Source organism: Rickettsiales endosymbiont of Peranema trichophorum, from assembly GCF_004210275.1.
GTDB lineage: Bacteria > Pseudomonadota > Alphaproteobacteria > Rickettsiales > Midichloriaceae > RICK02.
This window is the reverse complement of the sequence record NZ_SCFA01000041.1, coordinates 1-19,223: the sequence shown is the minus strand read 5'-3', so window position 1 is coordinate 19,223 and position 19,223 is coordinate 1. Positions and strand designations below refer to the sequence as shown.

Annotated in this window: 16 protein-coding genes and 1 tRNA gene; 15 read left to right on the top strand and 2 right to left on the bottom strand. The window is 40.5% G+C overall.

What is annotated here, in order from left to right:
• Window positions 1–34: 34 nt before the first annotated feature.
• From nusA to EDM53_RS01965, 6 genes are all read left to right on the top strand, one after another.
• Window positions 35–1,585: a transcription termination factor NusA gene (gene nusA / locus EDM53_RS01990; RefSeq protein WP_130121917.1), complete on the top strand. Its 1,551-nt coding sequence runs from the start codon at window positions 35–37 to the stop codon at window positions 1,583–1,585.
• Between the two features lie 156 nt (window positions 1,586–1,741).
• Window positions 1,742–4,327, top strand: coding sequence for a translation initiation factor IF-2 (infB, locus tag EDM53_RS01985; RefSeq protein WP_130121915.1), 2,586 nt, complete (start codon window positions 1,742–1,744; stop codon window positions 4,325–4,327).
• Window positions 4,328–4,333: 6 nt separating this feature from the next.
• The gene (locus tag EDM53_RS01980) at window positions 4,334–4,684 is read left to right on the top strand and encodes a ribosome-binding factor A (RefSeq protein WP_130121913.1); all 351 of its coding nucleotides are present in this window, start codon (window positions 4,334–4,336) and stop codon (window positions 4,682–4,684) included.
• Window positions 4,685–5,070: 386 nt separating this feature from the next.
• Complete coding sequence (locus EDM53_RS01975; protein ID WP_130121911.1) at window positions 5,071–6,270, top strand: DsbA family protein; 1,200 nt, start codon at window positions 5,071–5,073, stop codon at window positions 6,268–6,270.
• Between the two features lie 15 nt (window positions 6,271–6,285).
• Window positions 6,286–7,056, top strand: a complete 771-nt coding sequence (locus EDM53_RS01970) for a hypothetical protein (RefSeq protein WP_130121909.1) — start codon at window positions 6,286–6,288, stop codon at window positions 7,054–7,056.
• A complete protein-coding gene (locus EDM53_RS01965) occupies window positions 7,053–8,318 on the top strand; it encodes a hypothetical protein (protein WP_130121907.1) in 1,266 nt (421 codons plus the stop codon). Before EDM53_RS01970 ends, EDM53_RS01965 begins: the two co-directional genes overlap by 4 nt.
• 103 nt (window positions 8,319–8,421) lie before the next feature.
• On the opposite strand, the gene EDM53_RS01960 is transcribed toward EDM53_RS01965, so the two are convergent.
• On the bottom strand, window positions 8,422–9,021 hold the full coding sequence (locus tag EDM53_RS01960) for a DedA family protein (protein ID WP_130121905.1): 600 nt from the start codon (window positions 9,019–9,021) through the stop codon (window positions 8,422–8,424).
• A gap of 11 nt (window positions 9,022–9,032) precedes the next feature.
• Window positions 9,033–9,788, bottom strand: coding sequence for an outer membrane protein assembly factor BamD (locus EDM53_RS01955; RefSeq protein WP_130121903.1), 756 nt, complete (start codon window positions 9,786–9,788; stop codon window positions 9,033–9,035).
• A gap of 133 nt (window positions 9,789–9,921) precedes the next feature.
• Here EDM53_RS01955 and EDM53_RS01950 point away from each other — a divergent pair.
• The 9 genes from EDM53_RS01950 to EDM53_RS01910 all read left to right on the top strand — a co-directional run.
• Window positions 9,922–9,997, top strand: a tRNA-Asn gene (locus tag EDM53_RS01950).
• 8 nt (window positions 9,998–10,005) lie between these two features.
• On the top strand, window positions 10,006–10,812 hold the full coding sequence (xth, locus tag EDM53_RS01945; RefSeq protein ID WP_130121901.1) for an exodeoxyribonuclease III: 807 nt from the start codon (window positions 10,006–10,008) through the stop codon (window positions 10,810–10,812).
• A 13-nt stretch (window positions 10,813–10,825) separates the two neighbouring features.
• Window positions 10,826–11,740 (top strand): ribose-phosphate diphosphokinase, encoded by a 915-nt coding sequence (locus EDM53_RS01940; protein ID WP_130121899.1) that lies wholly within the window; start codon window positions 10,826–10,828, stop codon window positions 11,738–11,740.
• 41 nt (window positions 11,741–11,781) lie between these two features.
• Window positions 11,782–12,393: a 50S ribosomal protein L25/general stress protein Ctc gene (locus EDM53_RS01935; RefSeq protein ID WP_130121897.1), complete on the top strand. Its 612-nt coding sequence runs from the start codon at window positions 11,782–11,784 to the stop codon at window positions 12,391–12,393.
• Between the two features lie 189 nt (window positions 12,394–12,582).
• Window positions 12,583–14,157, top strand: a complete 1,575-nt coding sequence (gene secD, locus EDM53_RS01930; protein ID WP_130121895.1) for a protein translocase subunit SecD — start codon at window positions 12,583–12,585, stop codon at window positions 14,155–14,157.
• A gap of 8 nt (window positions 14,158–14,165) precedes the next feature.
• Window positions 14,166–16,145: a sensor histidine kinase gene (locus tag EDM53_RS01925; RefSeq protein WP_207215411.1), complete on the top strand. Its 1,980-nt coding sequence runs from the start codon at window positions 14,166–14,168 to the stop codon at window positions 16,143–16,145.
• Between the two features lie 72 nt (window positions 16,146–16,217).
• On the top strand, window positions 16,218–17,642 hold the full coding sequence (locus EDM53_RS01920) for a DASS family sodium-coupled anion symporter (RefSeq protein WP_130121891.1): 1,425 nt from the start codon (window positions 16,218–16,220) through the stop codon (window positions 17,640–17,642).
• Complete coding sequence (locus EDM53_RS01915) at window positions 17,627–17,863, top strand: hypothetical protein (protein ID WP_130121889.1); 237 nt, start codon at window positions 17,627–17,629, stop codon at window positions 17,861–17,863. The genes EDM53_RS01920 and EDM53_RS01915 overlap by 16 nt, the downstream gene beginning before the upstream one ends.
• A gap of 504 nt (window positions 17,864–18,367) precedes the next feature.
• Window positions 18,368–19,223 (top strand): IS256 family transposase (locus EDM53_RS01910; protein ID WP_130121887.1); only part of this gene is annotated, 856 nt, incomplete at its 3' end.

Here is a 19,223-nt window from a genome sequence, read left to right as displayed (position 1 = left end):
TCCAACCAGAAGTAACAGAGGTACTATACAGATAATGAATACAAAGTATATAGGAGGCACAGAGATACTACAAATAGCTGAGGCTGTGGCTAGAGAAAAAAGCATCTCTCGCGAGCAGATCATTTCTGTTCTGGAAGAGGCAATACAGTCAGCAGCAAAGAGAAAGTACGGGCATGAGCGTTCTATACATGTTCATATAGATCGCAAATCCGGGGAGGTTTCTATAGCTTCACGTGTGTTGGTAGTAGAGGACCCTATTCAACACCAAGAACAGGAGGACACAGAAGTCGAGCAAGGACTTTCTCTTGTGTCGTTACAAGAAGCGCAAATGAAAGACCCGAATATCAAGCTGGGGGACATCGTATTGGAACCACTTCCACCAATAGACTTGATGAGAGTCACTGCAAGCGCAGCGAAACACATCATCACCTCAAGAGTACGTGAGATAGAAAGTCAAAGACAATATGAAGAGTTTAAGGATCGAATCGGAGAAATCATAGTTGGCGTCGTTGAAAAGATTGAGCGTTTGCACATACTTGTTAAAGTAGGTAGCATCGAGGCAATCATCAAAAAGGAGAACCTCTTAAAGCAAGATAATTTCAGGCAAGGGGATAGAGTTAGAGCACTTGTACTGGAGGTATTGCAAAATGCCCACGGCCCTCAAGTGATATTAACCAGAACTCATCCAAGCTTTTTAGTGAAATTATTTGTTCAGGAGGTTCCAGAGCTTTACGAGGGGCTCCTTGAAATTAAGGCAGTAGCAAGGGAACCAGGCTTTAGAAGCAAGATCGCAGTATTCTCATCAGACACATCTATCGATCCTGTCGGTTCTTGTGTTGGAATGCGCGGAGCTCGTGTACAAGCTATTACATCAGAATTGCAAGGGGAAAAAATTGACGTTATCCCTTGGAGCTCTGACGTTGCCACACTTGTCATTAGCGCTCTTGCCCCTGCAGAAGTTGCCAAGGTGATAATAGACAGAGACAGACAAAGAATAGAAGCTGTCGTCCCAGAGGATCAGCTAAGCATTGCTATAGGTAAGAGAGGCCAAAACGTCAAGCTAGCTTCAAAGATTGTGGGATGGAACCTTGACGTCTTAACAGAGGATGCTGAATCAAAAAGAAGGGGTGACGAATTTAAAACCATTACAAACAAGTTCATCATGGCCCTTGACGTGGAAGAAACATTGGCTCAATTGTTGGCCTCGGCTGGATATGTATCCGTTCAGGATATTGCTGACGCAGATATGACAAACTTGGGATTGTTGGAAGGACTGGACTTAGGAATAGCTGAGGAGCTGATATCCCGTGCAAAGGGATATTCAGCAACCCACGAAGACGCTTCTATGGTTGTGTTGCCAGATGATCCAACACTCAAGATGGTAGACAAGCAGATCCTTGAGTTGCAAGGCATCACGCATGACGTCGCGGTCATTCTTTATAAGCGGAACGTTAAGACCATTCTTCAGTTAGCAGATTTGTCACGTGATGAATTTGTGGAAATTTGCCCGAAAAGCGGTTTAAGTGACCAAGATATCGACTTCATCATTATGAACGCAAGAAGCATTGCATATACCAACACATAGGAAAATGTCAATTTCGTGCAATAATGATTGATGTACGTTCATTTTATGTGTTGTGTTATGGAATCAGTGATGAAAATATTATAAATGAATGGAGTATACATAACGTAAAATAAGTAGTACAAGTAAGTAACAAGATTCTTAGGTAAGGTATAGCTAATGACAGACAACAGTGATGTGAAAGATATTCCGAGGGGAAAGCTTTCTATAAAATCTGGTACTTTGGGCCTGGCCTTTAAAGAACAGAAGGACCAACAGGTCGCTTCACATCAAAATCCTACCACCTCTGTTTCCAGATACGTAAGCCCTGCCAGAAAGGGTACAGTGGTGGTGGTCACAAAGACGAGAGGTAGTGAAACCAAAGGAAACCAACACACACTAGACGGTAGCAACCTTAGTTTAGAAGAACAACAAAGAATAGTTTCTGTTTTAAAACAAGCAGAGCTTGCCAAGAAGCAAGAGACAAACAAAGCCTTACATTCACCTTTTAATGGTGGTCCTAGAGGCGCTCAAGGCAAGACACTCACTGGGCACTCCGGGACTGATGGGAGTGATGACAACATAGACGCACTTGGTGATGTTGAACATGATGGAAACTTAAAAGGCGCTCCATCAATCAATTCTTCTGTTACATCGCAAGAGTTGGCATCACAACATGAAATTGGCGGGAATGTCTCAACGAATGCAGACACTAGCTTAACAAGTTCTACAAAACAGGCAGTCAAACTGTCACCTAACAGTAGCAAGGAAGCCACTACTGAAGAAATTAAGCGGATTATAGAAAAGAAAAAGAGTGGTGGAAGCTTATCTGACGATGAGCAAGAGAAGCATCAAGCTCATAGAAAGGCAGAAAACGAAAAAAGAGTAAGTCGGAAAATATCGCTGGCGCAGGTTACAACAATAGATACTGAAGACATCAACTTTAGAAGAGTTCGTGCATTTCCTGTGACTAAGAAGCCTCGCAAGGAAATTCATCAAGAGCAGCTCAAAGAAAAAGTTGCCAAAGAGGTCATGTTGCCTGAATTTATCACAGTAAAAGAGTTGGCAAACCGGATGGCAGAAAAGTCTGCAGACGTGGTGAAAGCTTTAATGCAACTTGGAATGCTTTTGACTTTAAACGAGACTATTGACTCAGATACGGCGGAACTCATAATTAACGAGTTTGGTCATAAAGCAAAACGTGTTACGGACGTAGAGGTTGAGAAATCCTTAATAAACGATACTGAAGATCTTCCGTCTTCGTTGCAAACAAGACCACCTGTCGTAACGATTATGGGGCACGTCGATCACGGCAAAACCTCTCTTTTAGATGCGTTACGGTCCACAGATATAGCTGGCCAAGAAGCTGGGGGTATTACTCAACATATTGGAGCATACCAAGTTAAGCTATCTCAGGACCGGTATATCACATTTTTGGACACACCGGGACATCAGGCGTTTACCGCAATGCGAGCGAGGGGGTCAAAAGTCACCGATATAGTAGTTCTAGTCGTCGCTGCGGATGATGGAGTGAAAGAGCAAACGATCGAGGCTATCAATCATGCAAAAGCCGCTAATGTTCCTATTATTATCGCTATTAACAAAATAGATAAACCACAAGGGGACGTTACGAAAATTAAAACAGAGCTACTCAGTTATGACATCGTTGCAGATGATATGGGAGGTGACAATATCACCATAGGTGTATCTGCGACACAACGCATTAACCTTGATAAGCTTGAAGAAATAATACTATTGCAAGCCGATATGCTTGGACTCACAGCAAATCCAGAACGTTCCGCCAAGGGTACTGTCATAGAAGCTAAAATGGACAAAGGAAGGGGCCCGGTTGCAACTCTATTAATTCAAAATGGAACGCTTAAAACTGGTGACATAGTAGTGGCTGGAACCTCCTACGGAAAGGTTAAGGCTATTTTTAACGATAAAGGCGTCAAGATTCAATCTGCTCTTCCGTCTCAACCTGTAGAAGTACTGGGGCTGAACCAAGCTCCGACAGCGGGCGATCAATTTACAGTAGCTAGTGGTGAGAAAAACGCTAAAGATATCGTTGATCTACGCTTAAATTCTAACAAAGAAAAGCTTGTGCTTTCTTCAAAAAGATTATCGACGGAGCAACTGTTTACCAAGGCGTTAGATCAGGATATTAAAGAACTGAACGTGATCTTGAAATGCGATGTGCAAGGCTCGGCAGAAGCATTGCGACATAGCCTCTTGAAACTTGGACAGGACAAAATCAGCATTAGAATAGTACACAGCGGTGTAGGTGGAATTACAGAATCAGATGTGACTCTTGCAGATACCTGCAATGCTTTAGTTATAGGTTTCAATGTGAGGGCTAATCCTTCTGCTAAAGAACTTGCTAACACGTTGGGTGTCAGTATAAAGTACTACTCCATCATATACAGCTTGATAGAAGATGTGGAAGCTGCTCTCAAAGGTATGGTACCTAAAGTTGCTAAGGAAACGATCCTAGGTTCTGCTGAAGTGAAACAAATCTTTGAGTTTAGCAAAGTTGGCAAAATAGCTGGATGTCAAGTTACTGAGGGTATTATCACTAGAAACAGTAGCATCAGGGTGATCAGAGATGGTATCGTGTTGTTTGACGGCAAGATCAAAGCTTTGAAACGTTTTAAAGATGACGTAAAGGAGGTCAAAACTGGCTTTGAGTGTGGCATATCTCTAAACGGTTATGACCATATTATGTTGGGTGACACACTAGAAGCATACGAGACAACTTTAGTGTAATACGGCATGAAGACCAAGCAACAGAAAAGCATTAGGCATTTAAGAGTCGCACGAGCTTTAAAAGCTGCGGTGTGTGAAATACTCTCAAATGCTGAGTATTACGAGCCTGTTTTGGAGTCAAGCTTCTTCACTGTTTCTAGAGTAGAAGTGACACCTGATCTAAAAAGAGCGATTATTTTTATAACTGGAGAGCCAACAACACAACAGGGTGTTGTTGAATGCTTACGAAGGGTATCCCCTAAAATACGTACCTTGGCTGCTCACAAGTTGTCACTGCGTTACGTTCCTGAGTTTTTGTTTTCTGTGGATAACAAAGCTCATACCAAATTTCAGATTAAATCAGGCGAATGGATTTGAGGATGAGGCTGCGTAAGCGTATTGAAATACGTACGCAGAGCCGAGTTTCACAAAATCCGTTTTGAATCATTTAAAAATGAGAATTGGTATCATTTCTAGCACATCTCAATATATTAATGCCGATGTGTTGATGAGCTCTCCGTAGCACAATGCAAACACTAGAGCGGTACGTCATTTACTTTTCCCATCACCAAATATTGACAACATAACAGAGACATCTAGGTTTATTCTGCATTTATGAACTATTAGATCATAAAAATACAGTTGATGTTTTGTTATAATCCTGTAACATACTGATTATGATGGGAGGAATGTTAATTGTCATTTTAGTTGTCCTTTTCATTGTCCAAGTTAAGCCTGTATAAACTCAAATTGCAGTAAATATTATGAACTACAGAATCATCGGCACGTATTTTATAACCCTAAGCTTCTTTGGCTTTTTGATATTTGCGTACTTTAACTATTCTAAGAATCAAGACCGTAAGTATGCAGAAATTCAAAAAATGTCGACTTCAACCTTGTCCAAAGCTGACGTAGAAGAGTTGGTGAAAGAGGCCATCAAAGCTAACCCAAAGCTTATCATGGATTCTGTAGAACAGTATCAGCTACAACAAATCAAGGATGCAGAGGCAGCACTACAGCAAAAAGTTGTTAGCAAACTAGCAGACATACAAGGCAATCCAAACGATCCTAAAGTAGGTCCCAGCACTGCAACAATCAAAATTGTAGATTTTTTTGATTATAATTGCGGCTTTTGCAAACGTATGGCTCTAACGAAGTCCAAAATATTAGAATCTAATACCGATATTCAATACATATTTAAGGAGCTTCCAATTTTTGGAGAGTCTTCAATCTTAGCAGCCAAGGCAGGACTTGCGATCAATGAAATGGACGCAACAAAGTATCTTCCTTTTCACGTGGCGCTTTTAAACTTTAATGGACCTAAAACCGAGGAGAACATAACCAGGATAGTAGGTCAGATCGGAGTTGATCCTGTAAAGTTTGCCCAACTATTGAAAGATGAGAAATGGAACGGTATCATCACTGATAATCAGAAACTTGCAAAAGAGCTTGGTATCAATGGTACACCAACCCTTATAGTTGGAAATGAAGTTGTTAGGGGGATGTTGCAGTATCAAGAGTTGCAAAATAAAATTTTAACCCTTAAAGGTCTTAAAACAGACTCTACCGAGACTATCAAATCCACCGTGCAACCATCATGTCCTGCTTCTGAAGCAGCTAATGCAGTACAAGAGGATAACAGCACGTCTGGCAGTACGTCTGGCAATGAACAAGTCGCCAATCAACCTGCTGCAAACACGGTGACATCTACAACAGATACCAATGGTCCAGTAAGCTGCGGATGTGGTAACACTGTCTCTAAAGAGTCGCAGCATAGTAAAAATGTTGGTGATTGTGGGTGCAAAAAGAAAGTCACAGGTGTTGATACTCCAGATATTGCTACAAGCTCCAAAGCAAGCTCTAAAGAACACAGCTACGAAACAACTACCGGACAACCATGTAAAAAATGTAAAGGAGGTCATAAACACAAGGGCGCTCCTGAAGATACTCACAAACAACACTAATCTGAGATGTTGTAGGTGAATCATCAGCCAGACAAAGAAGAAGAGAAAGTTACCAAGATTGTGCGGATGAGGCCGCACACCTTTCTTGTGTGCATCATATTTTTGTTGATGATATTTACCACTGTATTGTTTGTTTTTACCTTCAATGCATTGCACCGCAACAATCAAATGTTGATGGAGCAGGTTAATACTGATACAGCAATATTAGAACAATTTAAAAGCATTAACGGTCAATACCTATTGATAGAGCAAGCTTTAAATTCTCCTAATCTTGCGATAAGTAATGAAGAAACAGCTGTATCGTTTCAAAATGCAATCAAAATTGATGTAGTGCGATTGATCAATGACGTAAAAATCACGTTAAAACAAACAAGTGAAGTATCTGAGTACTTTTTGAAATTGAAAGATAAACTAGACAATGTATCGCAAAAACAGTTGGAAGAGTTTAAAGACAAGCTTTTCTCTGACGTAGAGATTACAAATATGATACTGCAAAGTGCGCAGCCTATCCAGGCTAGCTTTACTTTAACCAGCATCGACGGAATTACAACATATTTGAGGCGGTTTATCGACGTTCAGACGACACAGGAATTTGAAGCTAAAAAAAGGGCAAAAATACATTTAGTACAGGCACTATCCCTATTAGAAATCAACGATTTACTGCTTTTTGCAGATATTATAGAAAAGCTTGACCACCAACAACTAGATAAGCTTAATAAAGCCATAGATGGACGCATGAAGCTTCACAAGCTTTTCAATAACATTATCAATAGGACGTTGCGATGATAGGTAGATTTTTTCGCATCATACTGTTTTGTGGGTTGCTTGCAGCAGTATTTTGGATATCTAGTAGCTGCAATCAAATCACACTTGACGCTTTTGGTTATCATGTAGAAATATGTTCGGGATTTGCACTGCTCATATTATTTCTAGGAATGATTTGTATACATTATCTCAAGAAATCATTGAGTGCACTTCTTGGACTTGCTACATATTTTAAAAAAGATACTACATCACAAACTATTGCTGCCTTATATGAGTTTTTGCTAGCAGTACACACAATGAATAGCCTCAAGTCCTCTCATATGTTGTCAAAGTTAAAAGCGCTTTCTGTACCACATAACGTTTTGAGTGTCTTAAATCTAGAGCTACTAACACTTCAGAAAGACACAAACAATCTCAAATCGCATCTCAAGACTCTTAGCAGCAATTCAGAGACACGAACAATAGGCTACCGTGGGTTGATCTCATTGGCCGCAGACGCTGAAAATTGGGGAGAAGTGATTGAATACGGACATGAGCTGTTTAAAGAACTCCAGAATGAATGGCTCACAAGTCTTATGCTTAAAGCGTACATTAAATCAAATGAGTGGACCAACCTCGTTCAGTTTGTTCAAAAGGAACGCAAAGTTTTAAACATATCAAAGTCTGCATATAGCGAGCTGATTGCGGTAGCCAATTATAACATTGCGTTAAAACTGTACCAAGACAGACAATACAATGAATCATACAGATTGGCTTTGGACTCATACAAATCATATCCATCTCTTATACCCAACTTAATGCTTCTCACCCTACTCAAACTCATAGATAACGATCCACATGAGGCGTTCAAGTATATTACATTCTGTTGGAAGCTGACACCAGCACCCTATTTTATCAACATGATATTTCAAGTTGCGGAGAATCACAAGGAGATCACTAGCCGTCAATTAGAGCAGTTGGTCCATACCTGTGCAGAATATCATCCAGATCATTACGCAACTTACTTGCTACTGGCTAAATACGGGCTTTATGTCAATAACCTGAGCGATATAGGCAATGTGCTGGCCCAAGCCCTCAGTCTGCGTCTCACTGTTAGTGGTTGTTTGCTAATGATTGCGTATGCTCTGAAAAAAGAATTACAGGAGTTTGACTATGATTCATGGTTCAAAAAAGCTAATGAAGCAGACGTCGACACACACGTTCCGCCCTATTTTTGGGACTTGTCTTCAATGTTAGTGCGCCGAGAACACAAAGACGGCTGCATTATAATCAGTATGCCTTAAAGCTTCCGTAAAAATGTCGTCGGTGTTAGCATGCGGTAGGCAATGCGGGGGATGAAAGGGGTGATGAAGGCCAAAACAACCATACAGCTTGGAAGAGCAGTTGCTAGGATTGGTTCCTTCTATGCTTATAGTAGTAGTACAAAGCCAAACAGCTGAGGGAGCCCACTATTACAATGTTTAGCTGTTTCATATACTGCTTAATCAAGTGTTCGTTTTCCCCTATATAATACCCTAAAGAAACCAACAGGCCGTTCCAGATTGCACCTCCTGCAGCCGTATACGTTATGAACAGTTTAAAGTTCATTTTTCCCAGACCGGCTGGAAACGATATGAAATGCTTTATTCCTGGCAAGAGCCTGCCACTGAACGTCGAAATAGCTCCATGCTTTTCAAAAAATGACTCTATTAAGTGAAGCTTTTTAGAGCTCATGAAAAAGTATTTTCCATATCTGAGCAGAAGCATTCTACCAAAGTGCAGTGCTATTTGATAGTTTAAAATCGATCCACATACTGTTCCAAGTATACATACAAGATACACTATCCAGAAATTCATCTCACCTTTGTGTACTAAGAAACCGGCAGGTATGACAGTCACTTCACTCGGAATGGGTATAAAAGTGCTTTCTATGAAGGTCATAAAAAATATACCGAGGTACCCAAACTGCTCTACCAGTTTGACCAAACTTAAAAAGAGATCGTACATAACTTGAGCACCTACTTTTGAACTTTATTTTTCAAAATGTTATAGGACTTTGTGTACCACTCGCTATTTGGATAGTTATGGCCTAGAACCGCAGCATAACGCTCTGCCTGTTCGACTGCACCCAACGAATAGTATATAACAGTCATTCTATACAACGCTTCTGGTATAAAAACTGACGTATCGTATTTGTCGACTATAACCTTAAGGCGATTCAATGCAGATATGTTATTTCTTTGTTTGATATAGAAAAGTGCTATTTGCATTTCCTTCGCCGCAAGACGGTTAAAGACAAGATCACGTTTCAGTTTTGCATCGTCAGAATACTGAGTATTTGGAAATCTAATGATGACATCGTCAAGAGCTTCTAATGCGTCTACTGTAGTTTGTTGGTCACGCTCTATGTCTACCATCTGGTTGTAACAGGATAGAGCCTTAAGGTAGTACATATAAGGGACGTACTGATTGTTGGGGTACTGCCTGACAAAATCTTGGACTGTCAATTTTGTGTTTTCATAATCTGCATTTAAATAGTATGCATAAGCCTTTCTGACCATAGATTCTGTTGCATAGGTGGAAGCAGGATGTTCCCTTTCCACAGTCTCAAACTTGGCAATAGCATCAGTATAATCTCCGCTTCTGACATTTTGAATACCTTCCTGAAAGACAGCGGAGGGATCAGAGCTGATCTTGACATCTTCTTTTTTGCCAGAACAGCCACAAAACCCAACTAACATCAATACCAGTACTACGCTTTTAAAATAGTTCATGAGAATGTTACACACTAAAAATCCTATGTACCTGTCTATATCAGAGTTTTATAACTCTTTCAATAAACTCTTCCAAATAAATTTTTTCTTATAGATCTTTTGTAATAATGTGTTATAAGGATTGTTACTCAGTTCCTCGGTAGCTCAGCTGGTAGAGCAAGCGGCTGTTAACCGCTGGGTCGCTGGTTCGAATCCGGCCCGGGGAGCCATCCTTTTTATGGCAGTACTTTCAATGAAACAAATTTCTGTATCAACATGGAATGTCAATTCCATCAGATCGAGGCTCACTCACCTTGTTACATTCTTAAATGAGTACGCACCTGACGTTGTGTTGTTACAAGAAACTAAGTGTCAAGACTTTCAATTTCCCAGGGCGGACATAGAAGAGTGTGGATACAACATTGCTATGAAATGTCAGCCTACATTTAATGGAGTAGCTATTTTAAGCAAAACACCGATCGAAGACGTCTGGTCCGATCTTGTTGAAGAAGAAGGACGTAAAGAAGAAGCGAGATACATAGAAGGCTTTACTACAATAGACAACATTAATCTCAGAGTAGCTTCTGTATACGTTCCTCAAGGCACGGAAATTGATTCACCAAGATTTCAGTTTAAATTATCTTTCTATGAGCTCTTAAAAAAGCGGTTCCAGATACACATGGACAACGATGAACTTCTTATAGCTGGTGGCGACTATAATGTTGCCCCAGAGGCTCATGACGTATACGACCCGAAAGCTTTAGAGGGTAGCCTTGGGTTCCACATGGAGGAGCGCAAGCGTTTTAGAGCTATCTTAAATAGCGGCATGAAGGACACCTTCAGGCTAGTACATCCAAGTACACAAGAATATACTTGGTGGGATTATAGGACGGCTGGATGGAAGCGCAATCACGGTATGCGACTGGATCATATTTTAGCATCCTCTTCTGCTGCTGATCATGTCACTGAAGTCTTTGTTTGTAAAAAGTACCGTGCTCTTGAAAAGCCTTCTGATCATGCACCTGTTGTGTGTCGGTTATCTTAAGACGTAGCTTCATATGAAGATAGTAGCATGTTCCAACGGAACTCAACTTGCATCAAGTATAGCTGCTCGTACTCATATACCAATGCTTGAACCTACAATTCGGAAGTTTTCAGATAACGAGGTGTTTATCGAAATCGCAGAAGAATTGGCGGGAGATGACATATTTGTAGTCCAGTCTACATCCTACCCTGTAAACGACAACATTCTAGAACTAGCAATCATGCTAGATACTTTAAAACGAATTGGTGTCAAAAACATAGTGCCCATCATACCTTATCTAGGGTATGGCAGACAAGATGGTCATGGTGAAGCTCGTAGTCAGTCCATTGCTGCAAAGTTAATTGCAAATATATTATCACTCTCTGGCGCTAATGGATTGATCACACTTGAACTGCACTCTAAACAAACAGTTGGTTTTTTTGACATACCAATACAGCATCTATCTACTTCTTTTTTATTCAGCTCAGATATACGAGAAAAATACGATCTGTCAAAAGTTGCAATAGTATCACCAGATGTTGGTGGTGTAGCAAGAGCGAGGACAATAGCTACTGCTTTGAACGTTCCATTGATAGTAGTAGACAAAAAAAGAAAAGTTGAGCAAATCGTCGGTACCACACGAATTGTAGGAGACATGTCTAAAATGAATTGCATTATTATAGACGATATAGTAGACTCCGGACAGACCTTGTGCTATGTTGCAGACGTCGCGGTCCGCAACGGTGCTGCTTCCGTCTCTGCTTATGTAACTCATGGGGTACTGTCGGAATTAGCCATTGAGCGTATCAGAAACTCTGTGCTTTGCAGGTTGGTTATAACAGACAGCATTCCTTGTGGGCACAAAGACAAGAAGCTTGATAAGACTACTACTTTAACCGTGGTTGATCTTCTTGCTGCCGCTGTGCTGAGTTATAAGATGAGTAGGTAAATATAAGTATTTTAAACACGTAATGTTGTGAGGATATAAAGATGTCATCAACGATAAAGTTGGAAGCCTGTGTTAAGGATAAAGCTGGAAAGTCTGCAGCCAAAGCTTTAAGGAAGTCCGGAAGACTGCCTGGTATTATCTTTGGTAGCCAGCATAAGGAAATAATGATATCACTGCCCTTTGATCGTTTTGTACATGAGTACAACAAGGGCAACATTCAGTCAAAACTACTAGAAATCGATTTAGGAGACAAGGTCCTCACCGCGATTTCGAGGGATGTACAACTTGATCCAGTGACTGACACTCCTGTGCACGTTGATCTGCAGGAGGTCAACAAGGACACTACGATCAAAGTTTCGGTACACTTAAAAGTGGTGAACGAAGACAAATCTCCAGGAATAAAAAAGGGTGGAGTTTTAAATATGCCTTCGAGAACCATGTCGGTTTATTGCCACCCTACGAAGATACCAGACCATGTTGTCATTGACGTATCGGGAATGGAAATAGGGCAAAACGTCCACGTAGCTGATTTGAATTTATCGAGCGACATCTTGCCTGTTGACAAGACAAACTTTGCAATATTGTCGATATCTGGAAGATCTAGTGGCAGTACTGAGCAAGGACGAGACGCAGCAGCTGAAAACAAATCATAGATTGTGAGAATCTATTCTCCTCACTTTTGACTCCGCTGTGGTTACTCCATCTTTGAACGTCGCTACTTCCTTCATATATCCAAACCTACCACTTCATGCGCTTTTACAGGTATTGTAGTATACTTTTGGTTGCATTTTAACGCATGTTTGATTAAGGTATATCATTATTCGAAATCAAAATGCTCTACAATGTTAACAGTACCACGATGGAAATCCATACTGATAGTCTTAGTATCACTGTTAAGCTTTTATATATCCATTCCAACCTTGTTTCCTTCTGTACTTCAAAGTAGATATAGCTGGATGATGCCTTCATACAGGGTCAATCCTGGTCTCGATTTGAAAGGAGGAGTATCTCTATTGCTAGAAGTGGACACAGATGGATACAGAAAGCAACAGCTAAGAAACATAGTGGAGCAACTAAAGACCCACCTCACAAACACTAAGACAAGCTTTCAAACCGTTATATCTTCAGATAATAGAATTATAGTCGAGTCAATTCAAGATAGTCAGATACATAAGGTGAAAGAAGCGGTGTTTGAAGTGTGTGGTCACTCTGCGATCATCCAACCTCAAGGCAACTCTATAGAAATCGTCTTAGACGATAGCACATTTAATGAGATGAGAAAAAATCTCATGGCCCAGACGTTTGAGATAGTACACAGAAGGATAGACCAAATGTCTACAAAAGAGGTTGATATTCAGTTTCAAGGCACTAATAGAATACTGTTACAAGTGCCGGGTCTATACGATCCACATGAAGTTAAAAGAATCTTGGGAACGACGGCCAAACTGTCACTGCATTTGGTCGACGAAACCCTGCAGCATAATAATCTTGGCAAGAGTATTCCATTCGGCGTACAGATCCTCCCAGTTGACTCACAACATGACGATGGACACACCAGAGTATTGGCTATCAAAAGCCATCCAGTCATCACCGGAGACATGTTGCTAGAGGCACGTAGTACGATAAACGAATATCACGCTCCTGTCGTGCAATTTAGGCTCAATAATGTTGGTACGAAGTTATTTGCAGAAGCTACTTCAAACAACCGGGGAAAATTGCTGGCTATAGTCTTAGACGCTAGAATAATCAGCGCACCTGTCATCAACGAACCAATCACTGCTGGCTCCGGCGTAATATCAGGTAACTTCAGCATACAGTCCGCCAACGAACTTGCACTACTATTACGAGCCGGCGCTCTTCCTGCACCGATTAATATAGTTGAAGAACGTACAGTCGGACCAAGTCTTGGAAGCGATTCAATCGCAGCAGGTAAAAAGGCGGTAATCGCAGGTGTTGCTATGGTGGTTGCGTTGATGTTCATTTGTTACGGGTTCTTTGGTGTCATAGCGAATATCGCACTTGCGGTAAACTTATTTATGCTTATTGCGATACTAGCAATATTGGAAGCAACTTTAACGTTACCTGGAATAGCTGGCATAGTGCTTACTTTAGCGATGGCTGTAGATGCAAACGTTCTCATCTTTGAAAGAGTCAAAGAAGAACAAAAAAAAGGAAGGACCCCGCTTGCAGCGCTTGAAGCTGGTTATGACATAGCTTTCACCACGATTCTTGACTCTAATCTTACAACTATCATAGCAGCAATAGTCCTTTACATTTTTGGAGTAGGCCCAGTCAAAGGCATCGCAGTCACATTAATTATAGGAATTATTTGCTCAATGTTTACCGCTGTATCTTTGACAAAACTGATCATTGCAAAATGGTATAGAATACGGAAACCACAAAGATTGCCATTGTAAAATTTCAGGTGCTTAAACGATTCTTAAGAAAATTATCTGATACCACACTAAAAAGTAAGATGGTGTTGCTCATCGGCTGCTTGGTCACCATCACACCTACTGTCTTAGTCGCCATCTTAGCATCGGTGTACTATTACCTAGGTATTCACAGCTTGTTTGACGAGAAAATTAGCAATATAGTCGCAGAGACAGTTAAGGTTGCAGAACTGTACCTAGAGGAACACAAAGAAAACATCAAAACCGATGCCTTGTATATTGCAAATAGTATAAACAAAAACTACTCAGTTTTGATAGAAGAACCAGAGTTTTTTGATATCTTTCTAAACAAACAAGCCGAGTTCAGAAACTTGGCTGAAGCCATGGTTTTTACTCCTCGCGCTGTTCTTGCTAAAACTTACTTAAGTTTCTCCTTAACATTTGACAGAATCGCTCCAGAGGATTTTCAAAAAGCGGAAAAAGGAGAAATAGTCATTTTAAAGAGCGATCAGCAAGACAGGGTGAGAGCACTCATAAAGCTTGATAAATTCCTAAACACTTATCTGCTGGTTGGGAGATATGTTGATTTGGACATTATTCATCATCTAAATGTTACAAAGGGTTCTGCCTCACAGTACCACCAGTTATTAGATGATATCAATTTCACAAAACATAAACTTGAGGTATTTTTCCTTTTGTCTGCCATCTTACTATCAGGCATTTCGATATTAGTTGCTATCAAACTATCTAATATCATATCATTGCCTATTCAAAATTTGGTCAGCGCCACAGCAATGATCAAGGAGGGCGACTACTCGGTGAGAGTCCCAGAATCCTCACATACTCGCGACGAAACAGCTGTACTAGCGAGAGCCTTCAACAGCATGACCAAGAAAATCGCCACTCAAACTACAGAGTTAATGACTGCAAAGGATATTATAGATGAAAGAAGAAGGTTCATCGAGACTGTACTTGGCGAGTTATCGAGCGGTGTGTTGGTCATCAACGGAGATGGGGTTATTACACTCTGTAATCAATCTGGAGTGAGACTACTTCAAGCAGACCAACAGCAGCTACTATACCGTAACTACACAGATTCGTTTCCAGAAATATCACACATTCTCGACCAAGCTCAAAACACACCGCAAGGCTTTACAGAGGATAGTATTATCATCGAACGCAATGGTAGAAAAACATATCTATTTATTCGAATCGCTAGGGAGCTTACCCCGTTTGGAAAGATTGCTAGGTATATTATCACTTTTGATGATATTTCAAAACTAATAGCCGCTGAAAGAGCTTCAGCATGGTCAGACATAGCTCGTCGAATTGCCCACGAAATTAAGAATCCATTAACTCCGATACATCTGGCTGCAGAGCGCATGAAAAGAAAATTTTCAAAACATATCCAATTTGAACAAGAAGCGTTTACAAACTACATAGAAACTATTATCAGGCACGTGGAGGATATCGGTAATATGGTTGAAGAGTTTGTGCAATTTGTCCGTATTCCAGTACCCCAATTAGCAACACATGACATATACAAAATCATTAATGACGTGTTGTTTCTACAAACGAATGTTTATCACAATATTCAGTATGAGTTTGAGCCTCAACATGAAGAGTGTTATGTCATTTGTGATAGAGCGCAGATTACACGCGTCATTTTCAATTTAGTCAAAAATGCAAATGAAGCCATCACCAACCTACATAGCGTTGATGACACTAAATGTGGTATCGTCAAAATACGTTGCAATATTATACCGACATCAAAAGTAGCAGTCATAGAAGTGGAAGATACTGGTGGCGGCATTCCAAATGAACTGCTGGATAAAGTGACTGAACCTTATGTTACTGGCAAAATAAGTGGTACAGGTCTTGGGTTGTCTATTGTAAAAAAAATCATAGAGGAACATTCCAGCGAATTATCTATTGTCAACATAGTCGGTGGCTCAATCATAAGCTTCTACTTACCCCTAGCCGATACCAACACTTTTCTAATCTCACAATAAAATTGTTTGCATATTACAAAAGATAGTTATGATGAATACTATCTGCAAGAATCTTTGTGTGGGGTTTAAAGTATGATTGTCACTACTAGATCAAGTCAAACCGTACAAATACTCCTAATACTTGGAGTGGGTTGTATCTTATGGCACTTACCATGTCCTGAAATGTTGACTCATAAAGCCTGGCATCTTTTTGCGATTTTCATCACAACAATACTGGCGATTATCATCAATCCACTACCCATAGGCGCTACAGCTTTTACAAGCTTATGTATAGCAAACGCAACAGGTGTGCTGACGGTCAAGGAAGCGTTTGGGGCTTTTGGAGAGAGCATGGCATGGCTTGTCGTATTGGCATTTTTTATCTCCAGGGGTATTATAAAAACAGGATTGGGGAGAAGAATCGCCTACTTCTTTATTGCAAAAATAGGGCAGACGACTTTTGGATTATCATATGGTCTAATTTTTACGGAGTTTATATTAGCTCCAATTATTCCAAGTGCTGCTGCGAGGGGCGGGGGCGTGATATTCCCAATAGCCAAGGTGCTGTCTGAGGAATATGGCGGTACACACACAAGCGCTGCAAAAAATTTAACTGGCAGGTTCATCATGCAGGTTTGTTTTCATAGCAACGTTATTACAAGCGCTATGTTTCTTACATCTTTAGTTGCCAATCCCATGATACAGCATTTTGCAAAGCAGATGGGTATAGTGATCACATGGACATCATGGGCTCTTGGTGCAATAATTCCGGGACTAATTAGTCTAGTACTGCTTCCATTTATCATGTACATGATTGCCCCGCCATCTGTTAGTGTTGTACCTGATGCACCGGAGATTGCTGCTAATGAATTAAAAAAGATGGGTCGCATTTCTCACCATGAATTGGTCATGGCCTTGGTGTTTGTATGCATGTTGATTTGTTGGGTTTTTGCTGATGTGATAGGGATAGAAACAATTACCACAGCAATGGTAGGTTGTGTAATACTGGTCATTACAGGAGTACTAAGCTGGAACGACGTTTTGCATGAAAAAAGTGCCTGGGATACTCTTATTTGGTATGCTGTTTTGGTTGTAATGTCTGGGTACCTCACAAAGCTTGGAGTAATGGAATGGGCGGGCGCCAATATCGAGAGCCTCATAAGCATGGAACATGTGACATACTCTATAGCCGGACTTATCTTGTTCTATTTTTACATACACTATATGTTTGCAAGTATCACAGCGCATGCAGCAGTATTATACAGTACCTTTTTGATACTGCTGCTAAGATTAGGAGTACCACCAATGATGTCTGCAATGATTTTGGCTTATTTTGCCACAATCTCTAGTGGTTTAACGCACTTTGGTACTGCTGCTGCGCCTGTATTTTTTGAGTCTGGTTACTGTTCAATCAAAGATTGGTGGAGGATCGGCTTCATTATTTGTACATTGAATTTAGTTGTGTGGTCTCTTGCTGGTAGCGTTTGGTGGTCTTATTTAGGATGGTGGTCAAACTAGCAGGACATAACAACATGGAAAAATTCAACAAATTAGATCCTAGTGTTCTAGAGACAGTTCTTGAGATAGGGAAGAAGCTTGTCTCTATAGGTATACGACTTTTAGGTGAACAAGCTCCAAACACTATAGGGAAGCTATCACCACACGTTGCAGGTGCTCCACCAATTGTAGGACATACAAAGACTTCTTCTGCTACTGCTGCTTCCAAAGAGGAGAGCTAATCGGAAAGAAAGGCTAATCGCAAGATTTCATTTCCTGATGTATACACATCATCAAGAATCGCTTGTTACAGACTGTTCTGGAACTTCCTGACTTGTCAACTCATACCAAATTTCAGATTAGATCAGGCAAATGGATTTGAGGATGAGGCTGCGTAAGGGTATTGTAAATCCCGAGTTTGACAATGATGAGGCTGTAGAGGAGGTAAATAAGGGATTGTGGTGTAAATAGTTCACAACAAGTGTGAATTTGTTGGCTTCGTTACGTTGGCAACCTTCAATAAAGCGTTTTGAAATTTGTTGGTCTTGGAGTAAGAATTAAATGCCTCACCATTAATGTCAATAACAGATTTCTGCATGGGTATGTCATAGGAAGTGTGTAAGTTGGTATGAAAGAAAGGAGGTGTAAATTGGCCAGCGAATAGGCTAGTATATAGCCAGTTTGAGCTGGCCAATTAAATACCTTAATTTAACAGTTAATTTATCAACTTATGATATGAGGATAAAATGAATACACCAAATACAAAACAAATAAAAAAATCACGCAAACCAGTATATCCAGATTACATCTCATTGGATATGTTGGATTCGGTCATTAAAAGCGGTGCTGACCCTATAGAGATGATGGCACAAATGAAAAAAGCACTCATGGAAAGGGTAATGGAAGCAGAGCTTAATCACCATCTAGAACATGATAAACATGAGAAAAGTCAGGATGGTAACTACCGTAATGGTTATGGCAATAAAACCGTCGTTATGGATAATGGCGAAGTCGAAATATCTACACCTCGTGACCGTAATGGTACATTTGAGCCAGTTATGATACCCAAACGACAACGCCATTTGAAAGGCTTTGACGACAAAATCATCTCAATGTATGGCATGGGCATGAGTACACGTGATATTGCTTCTCACCTCCAGGATATGTATGCTATGGAAGTCAGCCATGAATTAATCGCCAATGTTACTGATGCAGTACTTGATGAAGTAAAAGCCTGGCAACTGAGGCCACTGGACCCAATCTATCCTATTCTATATCTAGATGCTATGGTGATTAAGGTTAAGGATGGCAAGCAGATTAACAACAAAAGCCTACATATAGCTATGGGGGTAAACATGGAGGGCAACAAGGAAATCTTGGGTATGTGGGTAGCAGACAATGAAGGTGCAAAATTTTGGCTATCTGTGCTCAATGAACTCAAAAATCGTGGAGTTAAGGATATCCTAATTGCATGCTGCGATGGTCTAACAGGATTCCCTGATGCAATTAACGCGGTGTTTCCAAAAACTACGGTACAGCTTTGCGTTGTGCATATGATACGTAACAGCCTAAAATTTGTATCTTATAAGGATTATAAGACAG